This is a genomic window from Streptomyces sp. NPDC053493 (assembly GCF_044544825.1).
Lineage (GTDB): Bacteria > Actinomycetota > Actinomycetes > Streptomycetales > Streptomycetaceae > Streptomyces.
The window spans coordinates 113,749-131,217 of record NZ_JBITXS010000005.1; the positions used below are offsets into that span (position 1 = coordinate 113,749).

Sequence of the window (17,469 nt, forward strand, 5' to 3'; positions counted from 1 at the left end):
GTATAGTGCAGTTGGCCTGTCCAAGTCAAGATCTGGCTTTTCTGCTTCAACTCCGGTCGAATGTCGTCACTTGTGACGCGTACCCGCCGGGCGGACACCCCACCATCGATCCGCCCCGCCGAGGTGCGTCGGGGAGGACATAAACAAGTGACCAACAAGCGACGGGCGATCAGAGCGTCCGCGGTCGTCGTGGCCCTGGCGGCCACCGCCGCCACCGCGTCGGCCTTCGGCACCGCCTGGGCAGACGACCACCGCAGCGCGCCGGCGGACTCCGCCGTCCGTGCCAACGCGATCGACAAGACCGCGGTCGACCACGACCTCGACGGTCCGTTCAGCAAGCAGCAGGAGCAGCAGCGCAAGGCCGCCGTGGAGCAGGTGCTCAGCGGCGAGACCAAGGTCGAGCGCCGCGCCGGCTCCCAGGTCGTCAAGCTCGACAACAAGAAGTACGTCGAGCTGGGCCGTGAGAAGACCGACAAGATCTTCACCATCCTCGTCGAGTTCGGCGACCAGGTGGACAACACCACCCTGGTCGACCGCAAGGACGACGACACGGACGAGCTCAAGCCGAAGTACGGCGGCGTGCCCGGCCCCCTGCACAACGCGATAGCCCAGCCGGACCGCAAGAACGACAACTCCACGGCCTGGCAGGCGGACTACAACCAGCAGCACTTCCAGGACCTGTACTTCGGCACCGGCAAGGACGCCGCCGGCCGCCCGAAGCAGTCCCTGAAGACCTACTACGAGAAGACCTCGTCCGGCCGCTACTCGGTCGACGGCGCGGTCTCCGACTGGGTCAAGGTCCCGTACAACGAGGCCCGCTACGGCTCCAACTACTGCGGCCAGACCAACTGCGCCAACGTCTGGGACACCGTCCGCGACGGCCTCGTCGCCTGGAACGCCGACCAGAAGGCCAAGGGCAAGACCGACGCCGAGATCAAGGCCACGCTGGCGCAGTACGACCAGTGGGACCGTTACGACTTCGACGGCGACGGCAACTTCAACGAGCCCGACGGCTACATCGACCACTTCCAGATCGTCCACGCGGGCGAGGACGAGTCGGCCGGCGGCGGCGCCGAGGGCACCAACGCCCTGTGGGCCCACCGCTGGTACGCCTACGGCACCGACGCGGGCAAGACCGGTCCGGCGAACAACAAGGCCGGCGGCACCCAGATCGGAGACTCGGGCATCTGGGTCGGCGACTACACGATGCAGCCGGAGAACGGCGGCCTCGGCGTCTTCGCCCACGAGTACGGCCACGACCTCGGTCTGCCGGACCACTACGACACCGCGGGCGGCGAGAACTCGACCGGCTTCTGGACGCTCATGTCCTCCGGCTCGTGGCTCGGCACCGGCAAGGACTCCATCGGCGACCTGCCCGGCGACATGAACGCCTGGGACAAGCTGCAGCTCGGCTGGCTGAACTACGCCAAGGTCAACGACTGGCAGCGTGGCACCAAGACCACCCACAAGCTGGGCGTCTCGGAGTACAACACCAAGAACCCGCAGGCGCTCGTCGTCGAGCTGCCGAAGAAGACGGTCACCACCGACGTCGTGGCTCCCGCCGAGGGCGCCACGCAGTGGTGGAGCGACATGGGTGACGACCTCAAGAACACCCTGACCCGCTCCGTCGACCTGACCGGCAAGTCGACCGCCTCCCTGGAGCTCCAGGGCTGGTACGACATCGAGCAGGACTACGACTACCTGTACGCCGAGGTCTCCACCGACGGCGGCGCCAACTGGCACGCCCTCGACGGCACCGCCGACGGCAAGCCGCTGCAGAAGGACGCGTCCGGCGCCCCGGCCCTGACCGGCGCCTCGAACACGCACCAGAAGCTCGTCTACGGCCTGGACGCGTACGCGGGCAAGAAGTTCGACCTGCGCTTCCGCTACCAGACGGACGGCGGCGCGGGCGGCAAGGGCTTCACGGCCGACGCCATCACGCTGACCGCGGACGGTGCCGCCGTGTTCTCGGACAACGCCGAGAACGGTGCCAACGGCTGGGTCGCCAAGGGCTTCTCCCGCATCGGCAAGGGCTTCGCGAAGGAGTACGAGCAGTACTACATCGCGGAGAACCGCCAGTACGTCTCGTACGACAAGACCCTCAAGGTCGGCCCGTACAACTTCGGCTTCACCGGCGACAAGGCCAGCTGGGTCGAGCACTACCCGTACCAGAACGGTCTGCTGATCTGGAAGTGGGACCTGTCCCAGAAGGACAACAACACCTCCCAGCACCCGGGTGTGGGCCGCATCCTCCCGATCGACGCCCACCCGAGCCCGCTGAAGTGGGGCGACGGCACGCTGATGCGCGGCCGCGTCCAGGCGTACGACTCGCCGTTCAGCATCTCCCGCACGGACGGCTTCCAGCTGCACAACAAGGGCGTCGGCACCTGGGTCCCGTCCCAGGCCGGCAACCCGACCTTCGACGACCGCAAGGGCGTCTACTGGTTCAAGGAGACCCAGCGCTCCGGTGTCCAGGTAACTGACACCAACACCAAGATCCAGGTCGTCAAGGAGGCCAAGGACGGCTCCACGATCACGGTCCAGGTGGGTCCCTCGACGAAGTAACGACGAGTTTTTCTGAATCGTCGCAGGTCAAAGCATGATCGGCCGTCGCCCTCTAGCGGGCGGCGGCCGATCGTGTTTAGGTGCGTCTTACGGCTTCGGCCGCCCGACCTTATTGACAGTAGTTCCACGGGGGAGTGGTTCCGCATGCCCAACGGAGGGTTCAGCAGACTGCCGGGAGGCAGTGTCGTCGTCGCCATCGGACTGCCCAGCCCGGCCGGCGACGGGGCCACCGTCCGCTTCCTCGTGCACGCCGCGAACCGCGCCCGCGCCCTGACCCGGCTGCGGAACCTCGGCCTGCGGGCGGTCTACCTCCGCGGCAACACCGAGCCGCCCACGCCGGACGAGATCACGGCCGTCCTGCACCACCCGGAGGGCCTGCTGTGGCGGACCACCGCCCAGGAGCTGTGGCACCCGATACGGTCCCTGCCCCAGGCCCCGGCCGCCTGAGCCCGGCGACACGCGGGACCCGGGCCCGCGGGCCCCGGCCGCCCGAGCCCGGCGACGCGCAGGGCCTGAGCCCGGGGCTCCGCCGCCGCGCTGCTACGAGGCGACGATCGGCTTGCCGGACAGCTCCACGCCCGCCTCGCGCAGCTCGTCCAGCGCCCGCTCGGTGGTCTCCTTCGCCACTCCGGCCGTCAGGTCGAGCAGCACCTGGGTGCGGAAGCCCTCACGGGCCGCGTCCAGGGCCGTCGCGCGCACGCAGTGGTCGGTGGCGATGCCGACCACGTCGACCTCGGTGACCTTGCGGGCCCGCAGCCACTCGGCGAGCGTCTCGCCGTTCTCGTCGTGCCCCTCGAAACCGCTGTACGCGGCCTCGTAGGCGCCCTTGTCGAAGACCGCGTCGATCGCGCCGCTGGCGACGGCGGGCGCGAAGTTCGGGTGGAAGCCGACGCCCTCGGTGCCGGCCACGCAGTGCCGCGGCCAGGACGACACGTAGTCCGGCTCGTCCGAGAAGTGGTCGCCCGGGTCGACGTGGTGGTCGCGGGTGGCGACCACGTGCTGGTAGGCGGCGCCGCCCGCCATCCCGACCAGTTCGGTGACGGCGGCGGCGACGTCGGCGCCGCCCGTCACCGCGAGGCTGCCGCCCTCGCAGAAGTCGTTCTGAACGTCCACAACGATCAATGCGCGGTGCATGGCGGGTGTCCTTAGCGAGGCGGCCGTGGGGTCGGATTCGAGCCTAGAGACTTCCCCCTCCCTTCGGGAGGGGGCGCTCTGGGGCGTTACAGGTATTCGGTCGGCAGGACCGGCTCGCCCCGCGACAGCTGCATCGCCGACATCGGCAGCGCGGCGCGGGCCGCGATGTGCCGGGAGCGGGCCGCCTCCAGGGGCTCGCGGGCCACCACGTCGCCGCCCTTGACCAGCTCGACCAGGAGCTGGCGGTCGACGAGCTCGGCCGGGACGGCGCCGGTGCCGATGACCTCGGCCTCGGCCACGCCCTCGGCGTCCGTCCGGCGGGCCGCCCACTTGCGGCCGCCGACGGAGGCCTTGCCGCCCACCGACTTCTTCGCCACCGGCGTCAGCGGCGCCTTCGGGTCGGCCGAGGCGGCCCGAGCGACCAACTTGTAGACCATGGAGCAGGTCGGGTGGCCGCTGCCGGTGACCAGCTGGGTGCCGACGCCGTACGCGTCGACGGGCGCGGCCGCGAGCGAGGCGATGGCGTACTCGTCGAGGTCGGAGGTGACCACGATCTTGGTGTCGGTCGCGCCGAGCTCGTCGAGCTGCGCGCGCACCCGGTGGGCGACGAGCAGCAGGTCGCCGGAGTCGATGCGGACCGCGCCGAGCCCGGTGCCGGCCACCTCGACGGCGGTGCGGACGGCCTCGGCCACGTCGTAGGTGTCGACCAGGAGGGTGGTGCCGGCGCCCAGCGAGTCGACCTGGGCGCGGAAGGCGTCGCGCTCGGTGTCGTGCAGCAGCGTGAAGGCGTGCGCGGAGGTGCCGACGGTCGGGATGCCGTAGCGGAAACCGGCCGCGAGGTCGGAGGTGGAGTCGAAGCCGCCGACGTACGCGGCGCGCGAGGAGGCGACGGCGGCCAGCTCGTGGGTGCGCCGGGCGCCCATCTCGATGAGCCGGCGGCCGCCCGCGGCGGCCGACATGCGCGAGGCGGCGGCCGCGATGGCGGAGTCGTGGTTGAGGATGGAGAGGATCACGGTCTCCAGCAGGACGCACTCCGCGAAGGAGCCCTCGACCCGCAGGATCGGCGAGCCCGGGAAGTACACCTCGCCCTCGGGATAGCCCCAGACGTCGCCGGAGAAGCGGTAGCGCGCGAGCCAGGCGAGGGTCGGCTCGTCGACGATCTGCCGCTCCCGCAGGAAGCCGATCACGCCGGCGTCGAAGCGGAAGTTCTCGACCGCGTCCAGGACCCGTCCGATGCCCGCGACCACGCCGTAGCGCCGCCCTTCGGGCAGCCGGCGGGTGAAGACCTCGAAGACGGACCTGCGGTCCGCCGTGCCGGCCCTGAGGGCCGCCTGGAGCATCGTCAGCTCGTACTGGTCGGTGAAGAGCGCGGTCGACGGCACGTCCACCGGCAGCCCAAGGTCCGCAGCGTTCATAGGAGGATGCTACCGCAGTATTCGTCAGAGTGACGAATATTCGGCGGCCGATGGCGCCGTGCGGGTGGCCCCGTTTGTGCGACGGGCCGGTCAGGGTGGCAGCATGGGGTAAGTGAGCGTTGCGCCTATCGAGATCGAACGGACCGCACCGGCCGAGGAGGTCTCCGCCGTCGTCGAACCCGACGTGCCCTGGGTGACCCTCGTGCACAACGACCCGGTCAACCTGATGAGCTACGTCACCTACGTCTTCCAGGCGTACTTCGGCTACTCCAAGGACAAGGCGCACAAGCTGATGCTCGACGTGCACCACAAGGGCCGCGCGGTGGTCTCCAGCGGCACCCGTGAGGAGATGGAACGGGACGTGCAGGCGATGCACGGCTACGGACTGTGGGCGACGCTCTCCCAGGACCGCGGCTGATGGCGGGGCACTTCGAGGCGCTGCCCGGCGGCGGCGCGGCCGTCGCGCTCGACGAGGTCGAGATCTCCATCCTGCGCTCGCTCGCCGTGCAGCTCATGGAGCTGATCGGCCCGGGCGACGAGCCCGTGGAGGGCGAGGACCCGCTGGCCGCGCTCTTCGCCGAGGGCCCGAGCGAACCGCCCTCCGACCCGGCGCTGCGCCGGCTCTTCCCCGACGCGTACGGGGACGACACCGACGAGCTGCGGCAGGCCGCGGCCGACTTCCGCCGCTTCACCGAGAACGACCTGCGGGCCCGCAAGCGCGACGACGCCCTCGCGGTCGTGCGCAGCCTCGACGCCCTCGCCTCGGCGGCGGCCGGCGAGGGCGGCGGCGTCCTCAAGCTCACCGCGGACGAGTCCCGGGCCTGGCTCGGCGCGCTCAACGACCTGCGGCTGACCATCGGCACCCGGCTGGAGGTCAAGGACGACGACGAGAGCGAGCAGCTCTACCGGCTGCCCGACTCCGATCCGCGCAAGCCGATGGTGATGGCGTACCTCTGGCTCGGCGGACTTCAGGAGTCACTCGTCGAGACGCTCCTGCCGTAGCGGCGCTCCGCGGAACGGGCTACCGGCCGGTATCCGCGGTGTTCGCTCAGCGGACGCTCAAATCCGGATAACGAATACGTTATCCAAGCGCCTTCCTTGCCCTCTTGTGTCCTTTTGGCCCTGCTATTCATGTGGCGTGGGTCACGCGCGAACGCGCCGATCACTGTGAACCCCGTGATAAATCTTCACGACCACCCGGGGACGCCACCCCTGTCCCCGGGGGCGCTACGACCGGCTGACCGCCGGCGGCACTCCATCCACATCCGGGGGGATCAGGACCTGACCCGCAGCACACACGGCCCAGCGGCCGCGCGCGGATCAGCATGGAGAAAGGCGCACCACCATGACCTCAGTGCAGGTCGACAAGCAGCACGACGGCAATGAGGCCGCGGACTCCGCCTCGGGCGAGGGTTATCACCGGGCACTCGGCGCCCGCCAGATCCAGATGATCGCGATCGGCGGCGCCATCGGCACCGGACTCTTCCTGGGAGCCGGCAAGGGCATCTCCATCGCGGGACCGAGCCTGATCCTCGCGTACGCCATCGCGGGCCTCGTCATCTTCTTCATCATGCGGGCGCTCGGCGAGCTCCTCATGTACCGCCCCGTGTCCGGCTCCTTCTCGGAGTACGCGCGGGAGTTCATCGGCCCCTTCGCGGGCTTCGCGACCGGCTGGACGTACTGGCTCTTCTGGGTCGTCACCGGCATCACCGAGGTCACCGCCGCGGCGACCTACATGACGTACTGGTGGGACATCCCGCAGTGGCTGTCCGCCCTCGTCTTCACCGTGATCCTCTACGGCGCCAACCTGATCTCCGTGAAGCTCTTCGGTGAGCTGGAGTTCTGGTTCTCCATGGTCAAGGTCACCGCCATCGTCGGCATGATCCTGATCTGCGCCGGCATCCTCACCCTCGGCTTCTCCGACGCCGGCGACACCGCCTCCGTCACCCACCTGTGGGACCTCGGCGGCTTCTTCGCCGGCAAGGACGGCATCTTCTCCACCCTGATGACCCTGCAGATGGTCATGTTCGCCTTCCTCGCGGTCGAGCTGGTCGGCGTGACGGCGGGCGAGTCGAAGGACCCGAAGACGGTCCTGCCGAAGGCCATCAACACCGTGCCGTGGCGCATCGCCGTCTTCTACGTCGGCGCGCTGATCATGATCCTGTCGGTCGTCCCGTGGACCGAGTTCAAGCCGGGCGTCAGCCCGTTCGTCGCGGCCTTCGAGAAGATGGGCCTCGGCATCGGCGCCGCCATCGTCAACTTCGTCGTCCTGACCGCGGCCCTGTCCTCCTGCAACTCGGGCATGTACTCCACCGGCCGCATGCTGCGCGACCTCGCGCTCAACGGCCAGGGCCCGAAGGTCTTCACCAAGCTCACCAAGTCCGGCACGCCGCTGGTCGGCACCACGGTCTCCGCCGCGCTGATGACGGTCGGCGTCTGGATCAACTACCAGTGGCCCGGCGAGGCGTTCAACTACGTCGTCTCCTTCGCCACCATCTCCGGCATGTGGGCCTGGATCGTCATCCTCATCTGCCAGATCCGCTACCGGCTCAAGGCCGACCGCGGCGAGCTGCCCCAGTCGCCGTTCAAGGCGCCGGGCGGCATCTGGTTCAGCGTCTTCTCGCTCGCCTTCATCGCCATGGTCGTCGTCACCATGGGCATGGACAAGGACAACCGGGTCGCGCTCTACGGCGCGCCGGTCTGGGGCCTGATCCTGGCCGTGTCCTACCTGGTGCTCAAGGCCCGCAACCCCGAGAGCGCCGCCTTCGCCAAGCGGTCGTAACACCTCCGACCTGCACCGTCTCAGCATGCGGGCCGCTTCGTACCACTTCTCGGTACGGAGCGGCCCGTCTGTTTATTCTGATGAGCATGCTGACCATCACCCGGGCCCTGTACGACCAGATCGTGGAACACTCCCGCGCGGACCACCCCGACGAGGCCTGCGGCGTGGTCGCCGGACCGGCCGGCACGGGCCGCCCCGAGCGCTTCATCCCGATGCTGAACGCCGCCCGCTCGCCCACCTTCTACGAGTTCGACTCCGGCGACCTGCTCAAGCTCTACCGCGAGATGGACGACCGGGACGAGGAGCCCGTGGTCATCTACCACTCGCACACGGCGACCGAGGCCTACCCGTCCCGTACGGACATCTCCTACGCCAACGAGCCGCAGGCCCACTACGTCCTCGTCTCCACCGCCGACACCGACGGCGCCGGGCCCTTCCAGTTCCGCTCCTACACGATCGTCGACGGCGTCGTGGCGGAGGAAGAGGTCAAGATCGTCGAGGCCTACGAGTAGGCTGATCGCGACCTTTCGGGCGGCAGGACCCAGGAAGCCGGTGCGAATCCGGCGCGGTCCCGCCACTGTGACCGTCCCCCAGGGGACGCGAGCCAGGAACTGACCTGCCGCCTTCTCACCACCGCTCGGGGACGTGGAAATCCCCGTCAGGAGGCCCGCACCGTCATGTCCTGGCGCCGCCCGCTGCTGTCCGCCGCCGCCCTGATACCCCTGCTCGCCGCCTGCTCCGCACCGGCGCCCGGCACCGGGACCCCAGCCGCCGGCGCGGCCGCGCCCGGCTTCCCGTACACCGTCACCAACTGCGGTGTCACCACCACCTTCCAGGCCCCGCCGAAGCGCGCCGTGACGATGAACCAGCACGTCACCGAGATCATGCTCGCCCTCGGCCTGGAGAAGTCGCTCGCCGGCACCGCCTACCTGGACGACGCGATCCTGCCCGCCTACAAGAAGGCGTACGACTCCGTCCCGGTCCTCGCCAAGGAGTACCCCTCCAAGGAGGCGCTGCTCGCCGCCGCTCCCGACTTCGTCTACGGCGGCTACGCCTCCGCCTTCGACGCCAAGGCCGGCCGCGGCCGCGACGACCTCAAGGCCTCCGGCATCGCCAGCCGCCTCAACACCGAGTACTGCCCGAGCGGCCGCACCTCACTCGACGACCTCTACCGCGAGGTCGACGAGGTCGGCCGCACCTTCGGCGTGCCCGACCGCGCCGCGCGCTGGACCCGCGAGGCCCACGCCGGCGTCGCCGCCACCGAGCAGCGGCTCCAGGGCGTCGCACCCGTCTCCGTCTTCGTCTACGACAGCGGCGACAAGACCGCGTTCACGGCCGGCGGCAAGGGCATCGGCAACGAGCTGATCACCCGCGCCGGCGGCCGCAACGTCTTCGCCGACCTCGACAAGACCTTCGGCGACGCCGGCTGGGAACAGGTCGTGGCCCGCAAGCCCGACGTCGTCCTCATCTACGACTACGGCGCCACCACCGTCGAACAGAAGAAGAAGCGGCTCCTCGACGACCCCGCCCTGCGCGACGTGCCCGCGATCAAGAACCGCCGCTTCGCCGTGCTGCCGCTGTCCGACACCGTCCTCGGCGTCCGCGCGCCCGCCGCCATCGGCAAGCTCGCCGCCCAGCTCCACCCGGACCGGACGGGCTCGGCACACCCGGCCCGGACGCCCGCGGTCCGGACGGCCCCGGCCCGGACGCCCTCGGCCGCGCACCCGACCGCGACGCCCGACGCCCGATGAGCCCGGCCCAGCGGCAGTCGGCCGTCGTCGCCGGACTGCTCGTCGCGCTCGCGGCCGCGGTCGTCGCCTCGCTCGCCCTCGGCTCCGTCCGCATCCCGCCCGGCCAGGTCCTCGACGCCCTCACCGGCCGGGCCGCGCCCTCCCCGTACCGCACGATCGTGCTCGACGTCCGGCTGCCCCGGGTGCTGCTCGGCGCGATCGTCGGCGCCGGCCTCGCCGTCGTCGGCGTCGTCCTCCAGGCCCTGGTCCGCAACCGGCTCGCCGATCCCTTCCTGCTCGGGATCTCCTCCGGCGCCTCCGCGGGCGCCGTCCTCGTCCTGGTCGCCGGCGGCGGCATCGGGCTGATCGGCGGCCTCACCACCACCGTCGCCCTGCCCGCCGGAGCCTTCGCCGGCGCACTGCTCTCGCTCGTCCTCGTCTACGCGCTCGCCCGCCGCGGCGGCACCATGACCGGCGCCCGGCTGGTGCTCGCCGGCGTCGCCGTCTCGTACATCCTCTCCGCGCTCACCACCCTGCTGCTGGTCGTCGCGGGCCGGCCCGAACAGTTCCAGGAGGCGCTGTTCTGGTCGCTCGGCGGCCTCGGCAGCGCCCGCTGGGACAGCCTCGCCCTGCCCGCCGCCGTCCTCGCGCTGGGCATCGGGGCCCTGCTCACCCTCGCCCGCCCGCTCGACCTGCTCCTCGTCGGCGAGGAGGGCGCCACCGTGCTCGGCCTCGACACCGCCCGCTTCCGCGCCGCCGTCTTCGTCCTCGCCTCGCTCGTCACCGCCGTCCTCGTCGCGGCCAGCGGCAGCGTCGGCTTCGTCGGCCTGATGGTCCCGCACGCCGCCCGGATCGCCGTCGGCGCCCCGCACCGCCGGCTCCTGCCGGTCGCCGCGCTCGGCGGAGCGGTCGCCCTGGTCCTGGCCGACCTCGCCGCCCGGACCGTCGCACCGCCCCAGGACATCCCGGTCGGCGTGCTCACCGCGCTCACCGGCGGGCCCTTCTTCCTCTGGCTGATGCGCCGCCGTGCCGAAGGAGCGCCGGCATGAGCGGGCTGCGGGTCGAGGCCCTGTCCTACGAGGACCGGCTGCGCGACGCCGACCTGGTCGTACGGCCCGGTGAGACCGTCGGCCTCGTCGGCCCCAACGGCAGCGGCAAGACCACCCTGCTCCGCTGCGTCTACGGCACCCTGGCGCCCACCTCCGGCCGGGCCCTGCTCGACGGCGACGACCTGCGCGCGATGCGGCCGCGGGCCCGGGCCCGGCGGATCGCGACGGTGCCGCAGGAGAGCGCGGCCGAGTTCGAGCTGACCGTCCGCGAGCTCGTCGCCCTCGGCCGCTCCCCGCACAAGCGCTTCTGGGAGGGCGACACCGCGGCCGACCTCGCGCGGGCCGACGAGGCGCTGGCCCGGGTCGGCATGGCGGACCTCGCCGGCCGCCCGTATCCCGCGCTCTCCGGCGGCGAACGCCGGCGCGCGCTGGTCGCCCGCGCCCTCGTCCAGGACCCGGCGCTGCTCGTCCTCGACGAACCCACCAACCACCTGGACATCCGCCACCAGCTGGAAATCCTCGGCCTCGTCCGCCGTTTGGGCACCGGCAACCTCCTCGCCCTCCACGACCTCACCCTCGCCGGCGCCTACTGCGACCGGCTGTACGTCCTCCAGGCCGGCCGGATCGTCGCCGAAGGAGCACCCGAGGAGGTGCTCACCCCGGCGCTCCTGCGCACGGTCTACGGCGTGGAAGCCGAGGTCATCCCGCATCCGCGGACCGGCAGCCCGCTCGTCGTCTACCTCCCGGCACCGACGGGCCGTCCGACAGCCGAACGAGATATGTCCGCCATGTGAGATCACATTCCGGAACCCGGACCGGGAATCGATACGATGACCGCATGGTTTCCCACGACGTGAGCGAAGAGACGCCGGGCACACCCCTGCTCGCTCCGTTCGCCGGCGCCCACTCCGCCGCCGCGCTCCTGCTCGGAGCCTTCGGCGGCGGAGCCGCGCGCCTGCACGTCGACCTGTGCCGCCTCGCCAGCGCGATGTGTACGCCGCGCGCTGCGCTCTGAACCACCGGCCCGAGCGCAATCCCAGCACGAACCCCCTCGCGCGGGGGCCAGAGCCGCGCGCCCATTCCGCCCCTTCCGACAGGAGCCCCACGCCATGGCCATCGAGGTCCGCATCCCGACCATCCTCCGCACCTACACCGACGGCGCCAAGTCCGTCGAGGGCAGCGGTGAGACCCTCGCCAAGCTCTTCACCGACCTGGAGACGCGCCACCCCGGGATCGAGGCCCGCATCGTCGACGGCGACAAGCTCCGCCGCTTCGTCAACGTCTACCTGAACGACGAGGACGTCCGCTTCCTCGACGGCATCGACACCAAGCTCAACGACGGCGACAACGTGACGATCCTGCCGGCCGTCGCCGGCGGCATGGTCTGAGCGGACCGGTCCCCATGCGTTACGACTCCCCGCTGGCGGCGGTCGGCAACACGCCGCTGGTCCGGCTGCCCCGGCTCTCCCCGTCGGACGACGTCCGCATCTGGGCGAAGCTGGAGGACCGCAACCCCACCGGCTCGGTCAAGGACCGCCCCGCGCTCCACATGATCGAGCAGGCCGAGAAGGACGGCCGGCTCACTCCCGGCTGCACCATCCTGGAACCCACCAGCGGCAACACCGGCATCTCGCTCGCCATGGCGGCCAAGCTCAAGGGCTACCGCATCGTCTGCGTCATGCCGGAGAACACCAGCGAGGAGCGCCGCCAGCTGCTCGCCATGTGGGGCGCCGAGATCATCTCCTCGCCGGCGGCCGGCGGCTCCAACACCGCCGTCCGCGTCGCCAAGGAGCTCGCCGCCGAGAACCCGTCCTGGGTGATGCTCTACCAGTACGGCAACCCGGACAACGCCGGCGCCCACTACGCCACCACCGGCCCGGAGATCCTCGCCGACCTGCCCTCCGTCACCCACTTCGTGGCGGGCCTCGGCACCACCGGAACGCTCATGGGCGTCGGCCGCTACCTGCGCGAACACAAGCCCGACGTCAAGATCGTCGCCGCCGAGCCGCGCTACGACGACCTGGTCTACGGCCTGCGCAACCTCGACGAGGGCTTCGTCCCCGAGCTGTACGACGCCTCCGTCCTCACCACCCGCTTCTCCGTCGGCTCCGCCGACGCGGTGACGCGCACCCGCGAACTCCTCCAGCAGGAGGGCATCTTCGCCGGCATCTCCACGGGCGCGGCCCTGCACGCGGCCATCGGCGTCGGCAAGAAGGCCGTCAAGGCGGGCGAGAGCGCCGACATCGTCTTCGTCGTCGCCGACGGCGGCTGGAAGTACCTGTCGACGGGCGTCTACACGGCGGCCACGACGGAAGAGGCGATCGCGACGGTCCAGGACCAGCTCTGGGCCTGAGCGACCGGCGCGAAGCGGCGCGCTAGCGCGCGAGATGGCGGACCTGGTCCCAGACCACCGGGTCCGCCAGTCCCACCTTCCGGCGGAACTCCCACACCGGCACGTCCCGCAGCTCGTCCGTCTCCAGGAAGCTCGGCCGGCCCTGCGCGTCGCCCACCGAGCCCGGCGGAAGCGCGATCACGCCGGGCCGCTCGTCGTGGTACTTGCTGGTGATCTTGGCGACGAGCGCGTTGTCGCCGCGCAGCGCGAGCACCAGGCAGGGCCGGTCCTTGGAGCCCGGCCCGTCCTCGTACGGCACGTCCGCCCACCAGATCTCACCCGCCCGCGGCAGCCGCTCGGGCCGCGCCGCGGGCCGGCCCGGAGGCCGGCCCGGCGGCTGAGCGGTCGGCCGGGCCGTCGTCCGGCCCGGAGGCCGCGTCCGTCCCGAGGGCCGCCTCGACGTGCGTCCCGGCCGCCGGTCCGCCGGCCCGCGCCCCTGCCGCCGCCGGCCGCCGGCGAGCGCCACGACGCACGCGATCACCACGACCGCGACGAGCGCGGGCCACCAGGACGTGTCCATACCTCAAGACCGTACCGTCGCGCCCGCCACGCCGCCGGGCCGCCCCGCCATCCATCCGAACCGGTGACAGAGCCCGTGAGTTCGCCCACAACGGGCCACCACGGAGGAGCGACGGGCCGCCACGCACCGTACTCTCGACAGACCGCACGACCTCCCCACAAGCGCGCTTTCCGCACCCGTCCACGGAGGTTCACGCTCCATGAAGCTCACCGTCGTCGGCTGCTCCGGGTCGTTCCCGTCCGCGGAATCGGCCTGCTCGAGCTACCTCGTCGAGGCCGACGGCTTCCGGCTGCTCCTCGACATGGGCAACGGCGCCCTCGGCGAGCTGCAGCGCCACATCGGTCTGTACGACCTGGACGCGATCTTCCTCAGCCATCTGCACGCCGACCACTGCATCGACATGTGCGGCTACTTCGTCGCCCGCTACTACCGCCACGAGGGCGGACGCTGCGACGCGATCCCCGTCTTCGCCCCGGAAGGCGCCGAGCAGCGGCTGACCACGGCGTACGCGGACACGCCGTCACCGACCGCGATGGGCGAGGTCTTCGGCTTCCAGACGCTGAAGTCCGGCACCTTCGAGGTGGGCCCCTTCACGGTCCGTACGGAGAAGGTGAGCCATCCGGTGGAGGCGTACGGCATCCGGATCGAGCACGCCGGCCGGGTGCTGACCTACTCCGGGGACACCGGCGTCTGCGACGCGCTCCACGACCTGGCCGCGGGCGCGGACCTCTTCCTGTGCGAGGCCTCCTTCACCCACGGCAAGGAGGACATCCCGGACCTCCACCTCAACGGCCGCGAGGCCGGCGCCCACGCCGCCCGTGCCGCGGTCGGCCGCCTGGTCCTCACCCACATCCCGCCCTGGACGGACGGCGCCCGCAACCTGGCGGACGCGCGCGAGGTGTACGGCGGCCCGGCGGAGCTGGCCCGCGCGGGCGCGGTCTACGAGATCTGAGCCGTACGGCTGCGCGCTCTCCGAGCACGGGGAAGGCCCCGGAACCTCTGGGTTCCGGGGCCTTCCGTCGCGCGGGGTGCGGGTCGCACGGTGCGGCGTGCGGGCGAGGCTCACGCCTTGGTGAGGTCCTCGACCTCCTCCTCGGGCTCGCGGCCCGGGGTGGGGAGGTTGAACTTGGTGATCGCGAAGCGGAAGACCACGTAGTAGACGGCGGCGAAGACGAGACCGATCGGGATGATCAGCCAGGGCTTGGTGTCGAGCTTCCAGTAGAGGGCGTAGTCGATGAGACCGCCCGAGAAGTTGAAGCCCGCGTGCACACCGAGCGCCCAGGTGACCGCCAGGGACACGGCGGTGAGCACGGCGTGGAGCACGTACAGGATCGGCGCGATGAACATGAAGGAGAACTCGATCGGCTCGGTGACACCCGTGACGAAGGAGGTCAGGGCCAGCGAGACCATCATGCCGAGCACGGCCTTGCGGCGCTCCGGGCGAGCGGTGTGAGCCATGGCGAGAGCGGCGGCCGGGAGGCCGAACATCATGATCGGGAAGAAGCCCGACATGAACATGCCGGCGGACGGGTCACCCGCGAGGAAGCGGCCGTAGTCGCCGTGGACGACCTCGCCCGCCGCGTTGGTGAAGTCACCGAGCTGGAACCAGGCCACCGTGTTGACGAACTGGTGCATGCCGATCGGGATCAGGCCGCGGTTGATGAGACCGAACAGGCCCGCGCCGCCGGCACCGAGGCCGGTCATCCACTCGCCGAAGGCGGAGATGCCGTCGCCGATGGGCTCCCAGACGAGGCCGAAGAAGACACCCACGGCCACGCCGACGAAGGCCATGATGATCGGGACGAGGCGGCGGCCGTTGAAGAAGCCGAGCCAGTCGACGAGCTTCTTGCGGTGGTAGCGCTGCCAGAGCACCGCGGAGAGCAGACCCATGATGATGCCGCCGAGGACACCGGGGTTGTTGTACGTGGCGGCTATGTCGGCGCCGGCCTGGACCTTGGCCTCGGTGACCGGGAAGGCCTCGAGCACCTTGCTGTAGACCAGGAAGCCGACGAGCGCGGCCAGCGCCGTCGAGCCGTCGGCCTTCTTGGCGAAGCCGATGGCGACGCCGATGCAGAAGAGCATCGGCAGGTTGCCGGTGATCGCTCCGCCCGCGTTGGCGAACACGGAGGCGACCTTGTCCCAGCCGAGACCGTCGGCGCCGAAGACGTCGGGCTGGCCCAGACGGACCATGAGACCCGCGGCCGGCAGTACGGCGATCGGCAGCTGCAGGCTGCGACCGACCTTCTGCAGGCCCTGGAACAGGCCGGATCCGCGCTTCTTCGCGGGAGCGGCGGCCTGGGCGGTGGCCGTACTCATCAACTTCCTCCAGTTGGGCAAGGCGCCGCCAGAGGACAGGGGAAAAGGGGGTGACGGCGGCGTCTCGGGGGAACGCGGTGGTCTGGACCGCGTGGTCTACACCATTGAGTGGTGTAGACCTGTTGTAGCACGTGGGACTTAGATAAGGAACCTGTGAATTCTGTGCGCTGAGCCATAGCCGGACACGGGACGACAAAAGGCCCCCGGACCAAGAGGTCCGAGGGCCCGTGCCCGTGAGGGGCAGGTCCTGGGGCGGGCTCACGCCTTCGTGACGTCCCGCTCGATCTCCTCTCCCAGCTCCTCCGGTTCGCGCCCCGGCGTCGGCAGGTCGAACTTGGTGATCGCGAAGCGGAAGATCACGTAATAGACGACGGCGAAGCCCAGCCCGATCGGGATGATCAGCCACGGCTTGGTGGCGAGGCCCCAGTTGATCACGTAGTCGATCAGGCCGGCCGAGAAGCTGAAGCCGTCGTGCACGCCCAGCGCCCAGGTGACCGCCATCGACACACCGGTGAGCAGCGCGTGGATCGCGTACAGGACCGGGGCGATGAAGAGGAACGAGTACTCGATCGGCTCGGTGATGCCGGTGACGAAGGAGGTCAGACCGACCGAGAGCATCATGCCGCCGACCTCCTTGCGCCGGTTCGGGCGGGCGCAGTGGGCGATGGCCAGGGCGGCCGCCGGCAGCGCGAACATCATGATCGGGAAGAAGCCCGAGGTGAACTGGCCGGCGTTCGGGTCGCCCTGCAGGAACATGTTGATGTCGCCGTGCACCACGGTGCCGTCCGGCTTGGTGTACGTGCCGAACTGGAACCAGATCGGCACGTTCAGGAACTGGTGCAGGCCGATCACCAGCAGCGCGCGGTTGGCCACGCCGAAGATGCCCGAGCCCCAGGAGCCGAGCCCCACCAGCCAGTCGCTGAAGTTCTCCAGGCCGTCGCCGATCGGCGGCCAGATCCACAGGCAGAGCGCGGCGAAGGCGATGCCGACGAAGGCCATGATGATCGGGACGAGCCGGCGGCCGTTGAAGAAGCCGAGCCAGTCGACCAGCTTGACCCGGTGGTAGCGCTGCCAGAACCAGGCCGCGAGCAGACCCATGACGATGCCGCCGAAGACTCCGGGATTCTGGTACGTGTACGCGACGAAGGTGTCGTCCGCGCCGAGGCAGGCGCCCTGGATGTCCTTCGTGCCCGACGGGCAGTCCTTGGGGAAGGCGTGCAGCACGCCGCGGTAGACCAGGAATCCGGCCACGGCGGCGAGCGCCGTGGAGCCGTCCGCCTTCTTCGCCATGCCGATGGCCACGCCGATGCAGAAGAGCAGGGGCAGGCCGAGGTCGGAGTCGAGGAGCGCGCCGCCCGCTCCCGCCATGACCTTGGCGACGTCGGTCCAGCCCAGGCCCTCGTCACCGAACACGTCCGGCTGGCCGAGGCGGTTGATGATGCCGGCGGCCGGGAGGACGGCGATGGGCAGCTGGAGGCTGCGGCCCATCTTCTGCAGCCCCTGGAAGAAGCCGCTCCACCGCGATCTCCTCGGTGCGGCGGCGGCGCTTTCGCTACTCATCGGCGT

18 protein-coding genes and 1 riboswitch are annotated in these 17,469 nt (G+C 70.7%); of the genes, 13 read left to right on the forward strand and 5 right to left on the reverse strand.

Going from position 1 to position 17,469, the window contains the following annotated elements; translation table 11 throughout:
* Positions 1-147 precede the first annotated feature (147 nt).
* Together ACIGO8_RS16740 and ACIGO8_RS16745 are read left to right on the forward strand one after the other, a co-directional pair.
* Positions 148-2,565 (forward strand): immune inhibitor A domain-containing protein, encoded by a 2,418-nt coding sequence (locus ACIGO8_RS16740; protein WP_399730367.1) that lies wholly within the window; start codon positions 148-150, stop codon positions 2,563-2,565.
* Between the two features lie 144 nt (positions 2,566-2,709).
* Positions 2,710-3,012, forward strand: coding sequence for a hypothetical protein (locus ACIGO8_RS16745; RefSeq protein ID WP_399730369.1), 303 nt, complete (start codon positions 2,710-2,712; stop codon positions 3,010-3,012).
* Between the two features lie 93 nt (positions 3,013-3,105).
* Here the strand turns inward: ACIGO8_RS16745 and ACIGO8_RS16750 are convergent, their stop codons facing one another.
* Positions 3,106-3,699, reverse strand: a complete 594-nt coding sequence (locus tag ACIGO8_RS16750; protein ID WP_399730372.1) for a nicotinamidase — start codon at positions 3,697-3,699, stop codon at positions 3,106-3,108.
* 86 nt (positions 3,700-3,785) lie between these two features.
* Entirely contained in the window at positions 3,786-5,114 is a 1,329-nt protein-coding gene (locus ACIGO8_RS16755; protein WP_399730374.1) for a nicotinate phosphoribosyltransferase, read from the reverse strand.
* 112 nt (positions 5,115-5,226) lie between these two features.
* Between ACIGO8_RS16755 and clpS the strand changes: the two genes are divergently transcribed.
* From clpS to ACIGO8_RS16805, 10 genes are all read left to right on the forward strand, one after another.
* Positions 5,227-5,532, forward strand: coding sequence for an ATP-dependent Clp protease adapter ClpS (gene clpS / locus ACIGO8_RS16760; protein WP_399730377.1), 306 nt, complete (start codon positions 5,227-5,229; stop codon positions 5,530-5,532).
* Positions 5,532-6,116 carry a DUF2017 domain-containing protein gene (locus ACIGO8_RS16765; RefSeq protein WP_399730380.1) on the forward strand — a complete coding sequence of 195 codons (585 nt, stop codon included), beginning with the start codon at positions 5,532-5,534 and terminating at the stop codon, positions 6,114-6,116. Before clpS ends, ACIGO8_RS16765 begins: the two co-directional genes overlap by 1 nt.
* A gap of 343 nt (positions 6,117-6,459) precedes the next feature.
* Complete coding sequence (locus ACIGO8_RS16770) at positions 6,460-7,896, forward strand: amino acid permease (protein ID WP_399730383.1); 1,437 nt, start codon at positions 6,460-6,462, stop codon at positions 7,894-7,896.
* Between the two features lie 86 nt (positions 7,897-7,982).
* Positions 7,983-8,408 (forward strand): Mov34/MPN/PAD-1 family protein, encoded by a 426-nt coding sequence (locus tag ACIGO8_RS16775; protein ID WP_399730386.1) that lies wholly within the window; start codon positions 7,983-7,985, stop codon positions 8,406-8,408.
* Positions 8,390-8,531, forward strand: a riboswitch (cobalamin riboswitch). (Overlaps the previous gene by 19 nt.)
* A 42-nt stretch (positions 8,532-8,573) precedes the next feature.
* Positions 8,574-9,647, forward strand: coding sequence for an ABC transporter substrate-binding protein (locus ACIGO8_RS16780; RefSeq protein ID WP_399730388.1), 1,074 nt, complete (start codon positions 8,574-8,576; stop codon positions 9,645-9,647).
* Positions 9,644-10,675 carry a FecCD family ABC transporter permease gene (locus tag ACIGO8_RS16785; protein WP_399730391.1) on the forward strand — a complete coding sequence of 344 codons (1,032 nt, stop codon included), beginning with the start codon at positions 9,644-9,646 and terminating at the stop codon, positions 10,673-10,675. Before ACIGO8_RS16780 ends, ACIGO8_RS16785 begins: the two co-directional genes overlap by 4 nt.
* Entirely contained in the window at positions 10,672-11,469 is a 798-nt protein-coding gene (locus tag ACIGO8_RS16790; protein WP_399730393.1) for an ABC transporter ATP-binding protein, read from the forward strand. The genes ACIGO8_RS16785 and ACIGO8_RS16790 overlap by 4 nt, the downstream gene beginning before the upstream one ends.
* 44 nt (positions 11,470-11,513) lie before the next feature.
* Positions 11,514-11,690 (forward strand): putative leader peptide, encoded by a 177-nt coding sequence (locus ACIGO8_RS16795; RefSeq protein WP_399730396.1) that lies wholly within the window; start codon positions 11,514-11,516, stop codon positions 11,688-11,690.
* Between the two features lie 94 nt (positions 11,691-11,784).
* The gene (locus ACIGO8_RS16800; protein WP_399730398.1) at positions 11,785-12,063 is read left to right on the forward strand and encodes a MoaD/ThiS family protein; all 279 of its coding nucleotides are present in this window, start codon (positions 11,785-11,787) and stop codon (positions 12,061-12,063) included.
* Between the two features lie 14 nt (positions 12,064-12,077).
* Positions 12,078-13,028, forward strand: a complete 951-nt coding sequence (locus ACIGO8_RS16805; protein ID WP_399730401.1) for a PLP-dependent cysteine synthase family protein — start codon at positions 12,078-12,080, stop codon at positions 13,026-13,028.
* 22 nt (positions 13,029-13,050) lie between these two features.
* On the opposite strand, the gene ACIGO8_RS16810 is transcribed toward ACIGO8_RS16805, so the two are convergent.
* A complete protein-coding gene (locus tag ACIGO8_RS16810; protein WP_399730404.1) occupies positions 13,051-13,587 on the reverse strand; it encodes a type II toxin-antitoxin system PemK/MazF family toxin in 537 nt (178 codons plus the stop codon).
* A gap of 199 nt (positions 13,588-13,786) precedes the next feature.
* Between ACIGO8_RS16810 and ACIGO8_RS16815 the strand changes: the two genes are divergently transcribed.
* A complete protein-coding gene (locus ACIGO8_RS16815) occupies positions 13,787-14,539 on the forward strand; it encodes an MBL fold metallo-hydrolase (RefSeq protein WP_399730407.1) in 753 nt (250 codons plus the stop codon).
* Between the two features lie 110 nt (positions 14,540-14,649).
* Here the strand turns inward: ACIGO8_RS16815 and ACIGO8_RS16820 are convergent, their stop codons facing one another.
* Complete coding sequence (locus tag ACIGO8_RS16820) at positions 14,650-15,903, reverse strand: PTS transporter subunit EIIC (protein ID WP_399730409.1); 1,254 nt, start codon at positions 15,901-15,903, stop codon at positions 14,650-14,652.
* 258 nt (positions 15,904-16,161) lie between these two features.
* Entirely contained in the window at positions 16,162-17,463 is a 1,302-nt protein-coding gene (locus tag ACIGO8_RS16825; RefSeq protein ID WP_399730411.1) for a PTS transporter subunit EIIC, read from the reverse strand.
* Between the last annotated feature and the right edge of the window lie 6 nt (positions 17,464-17,469).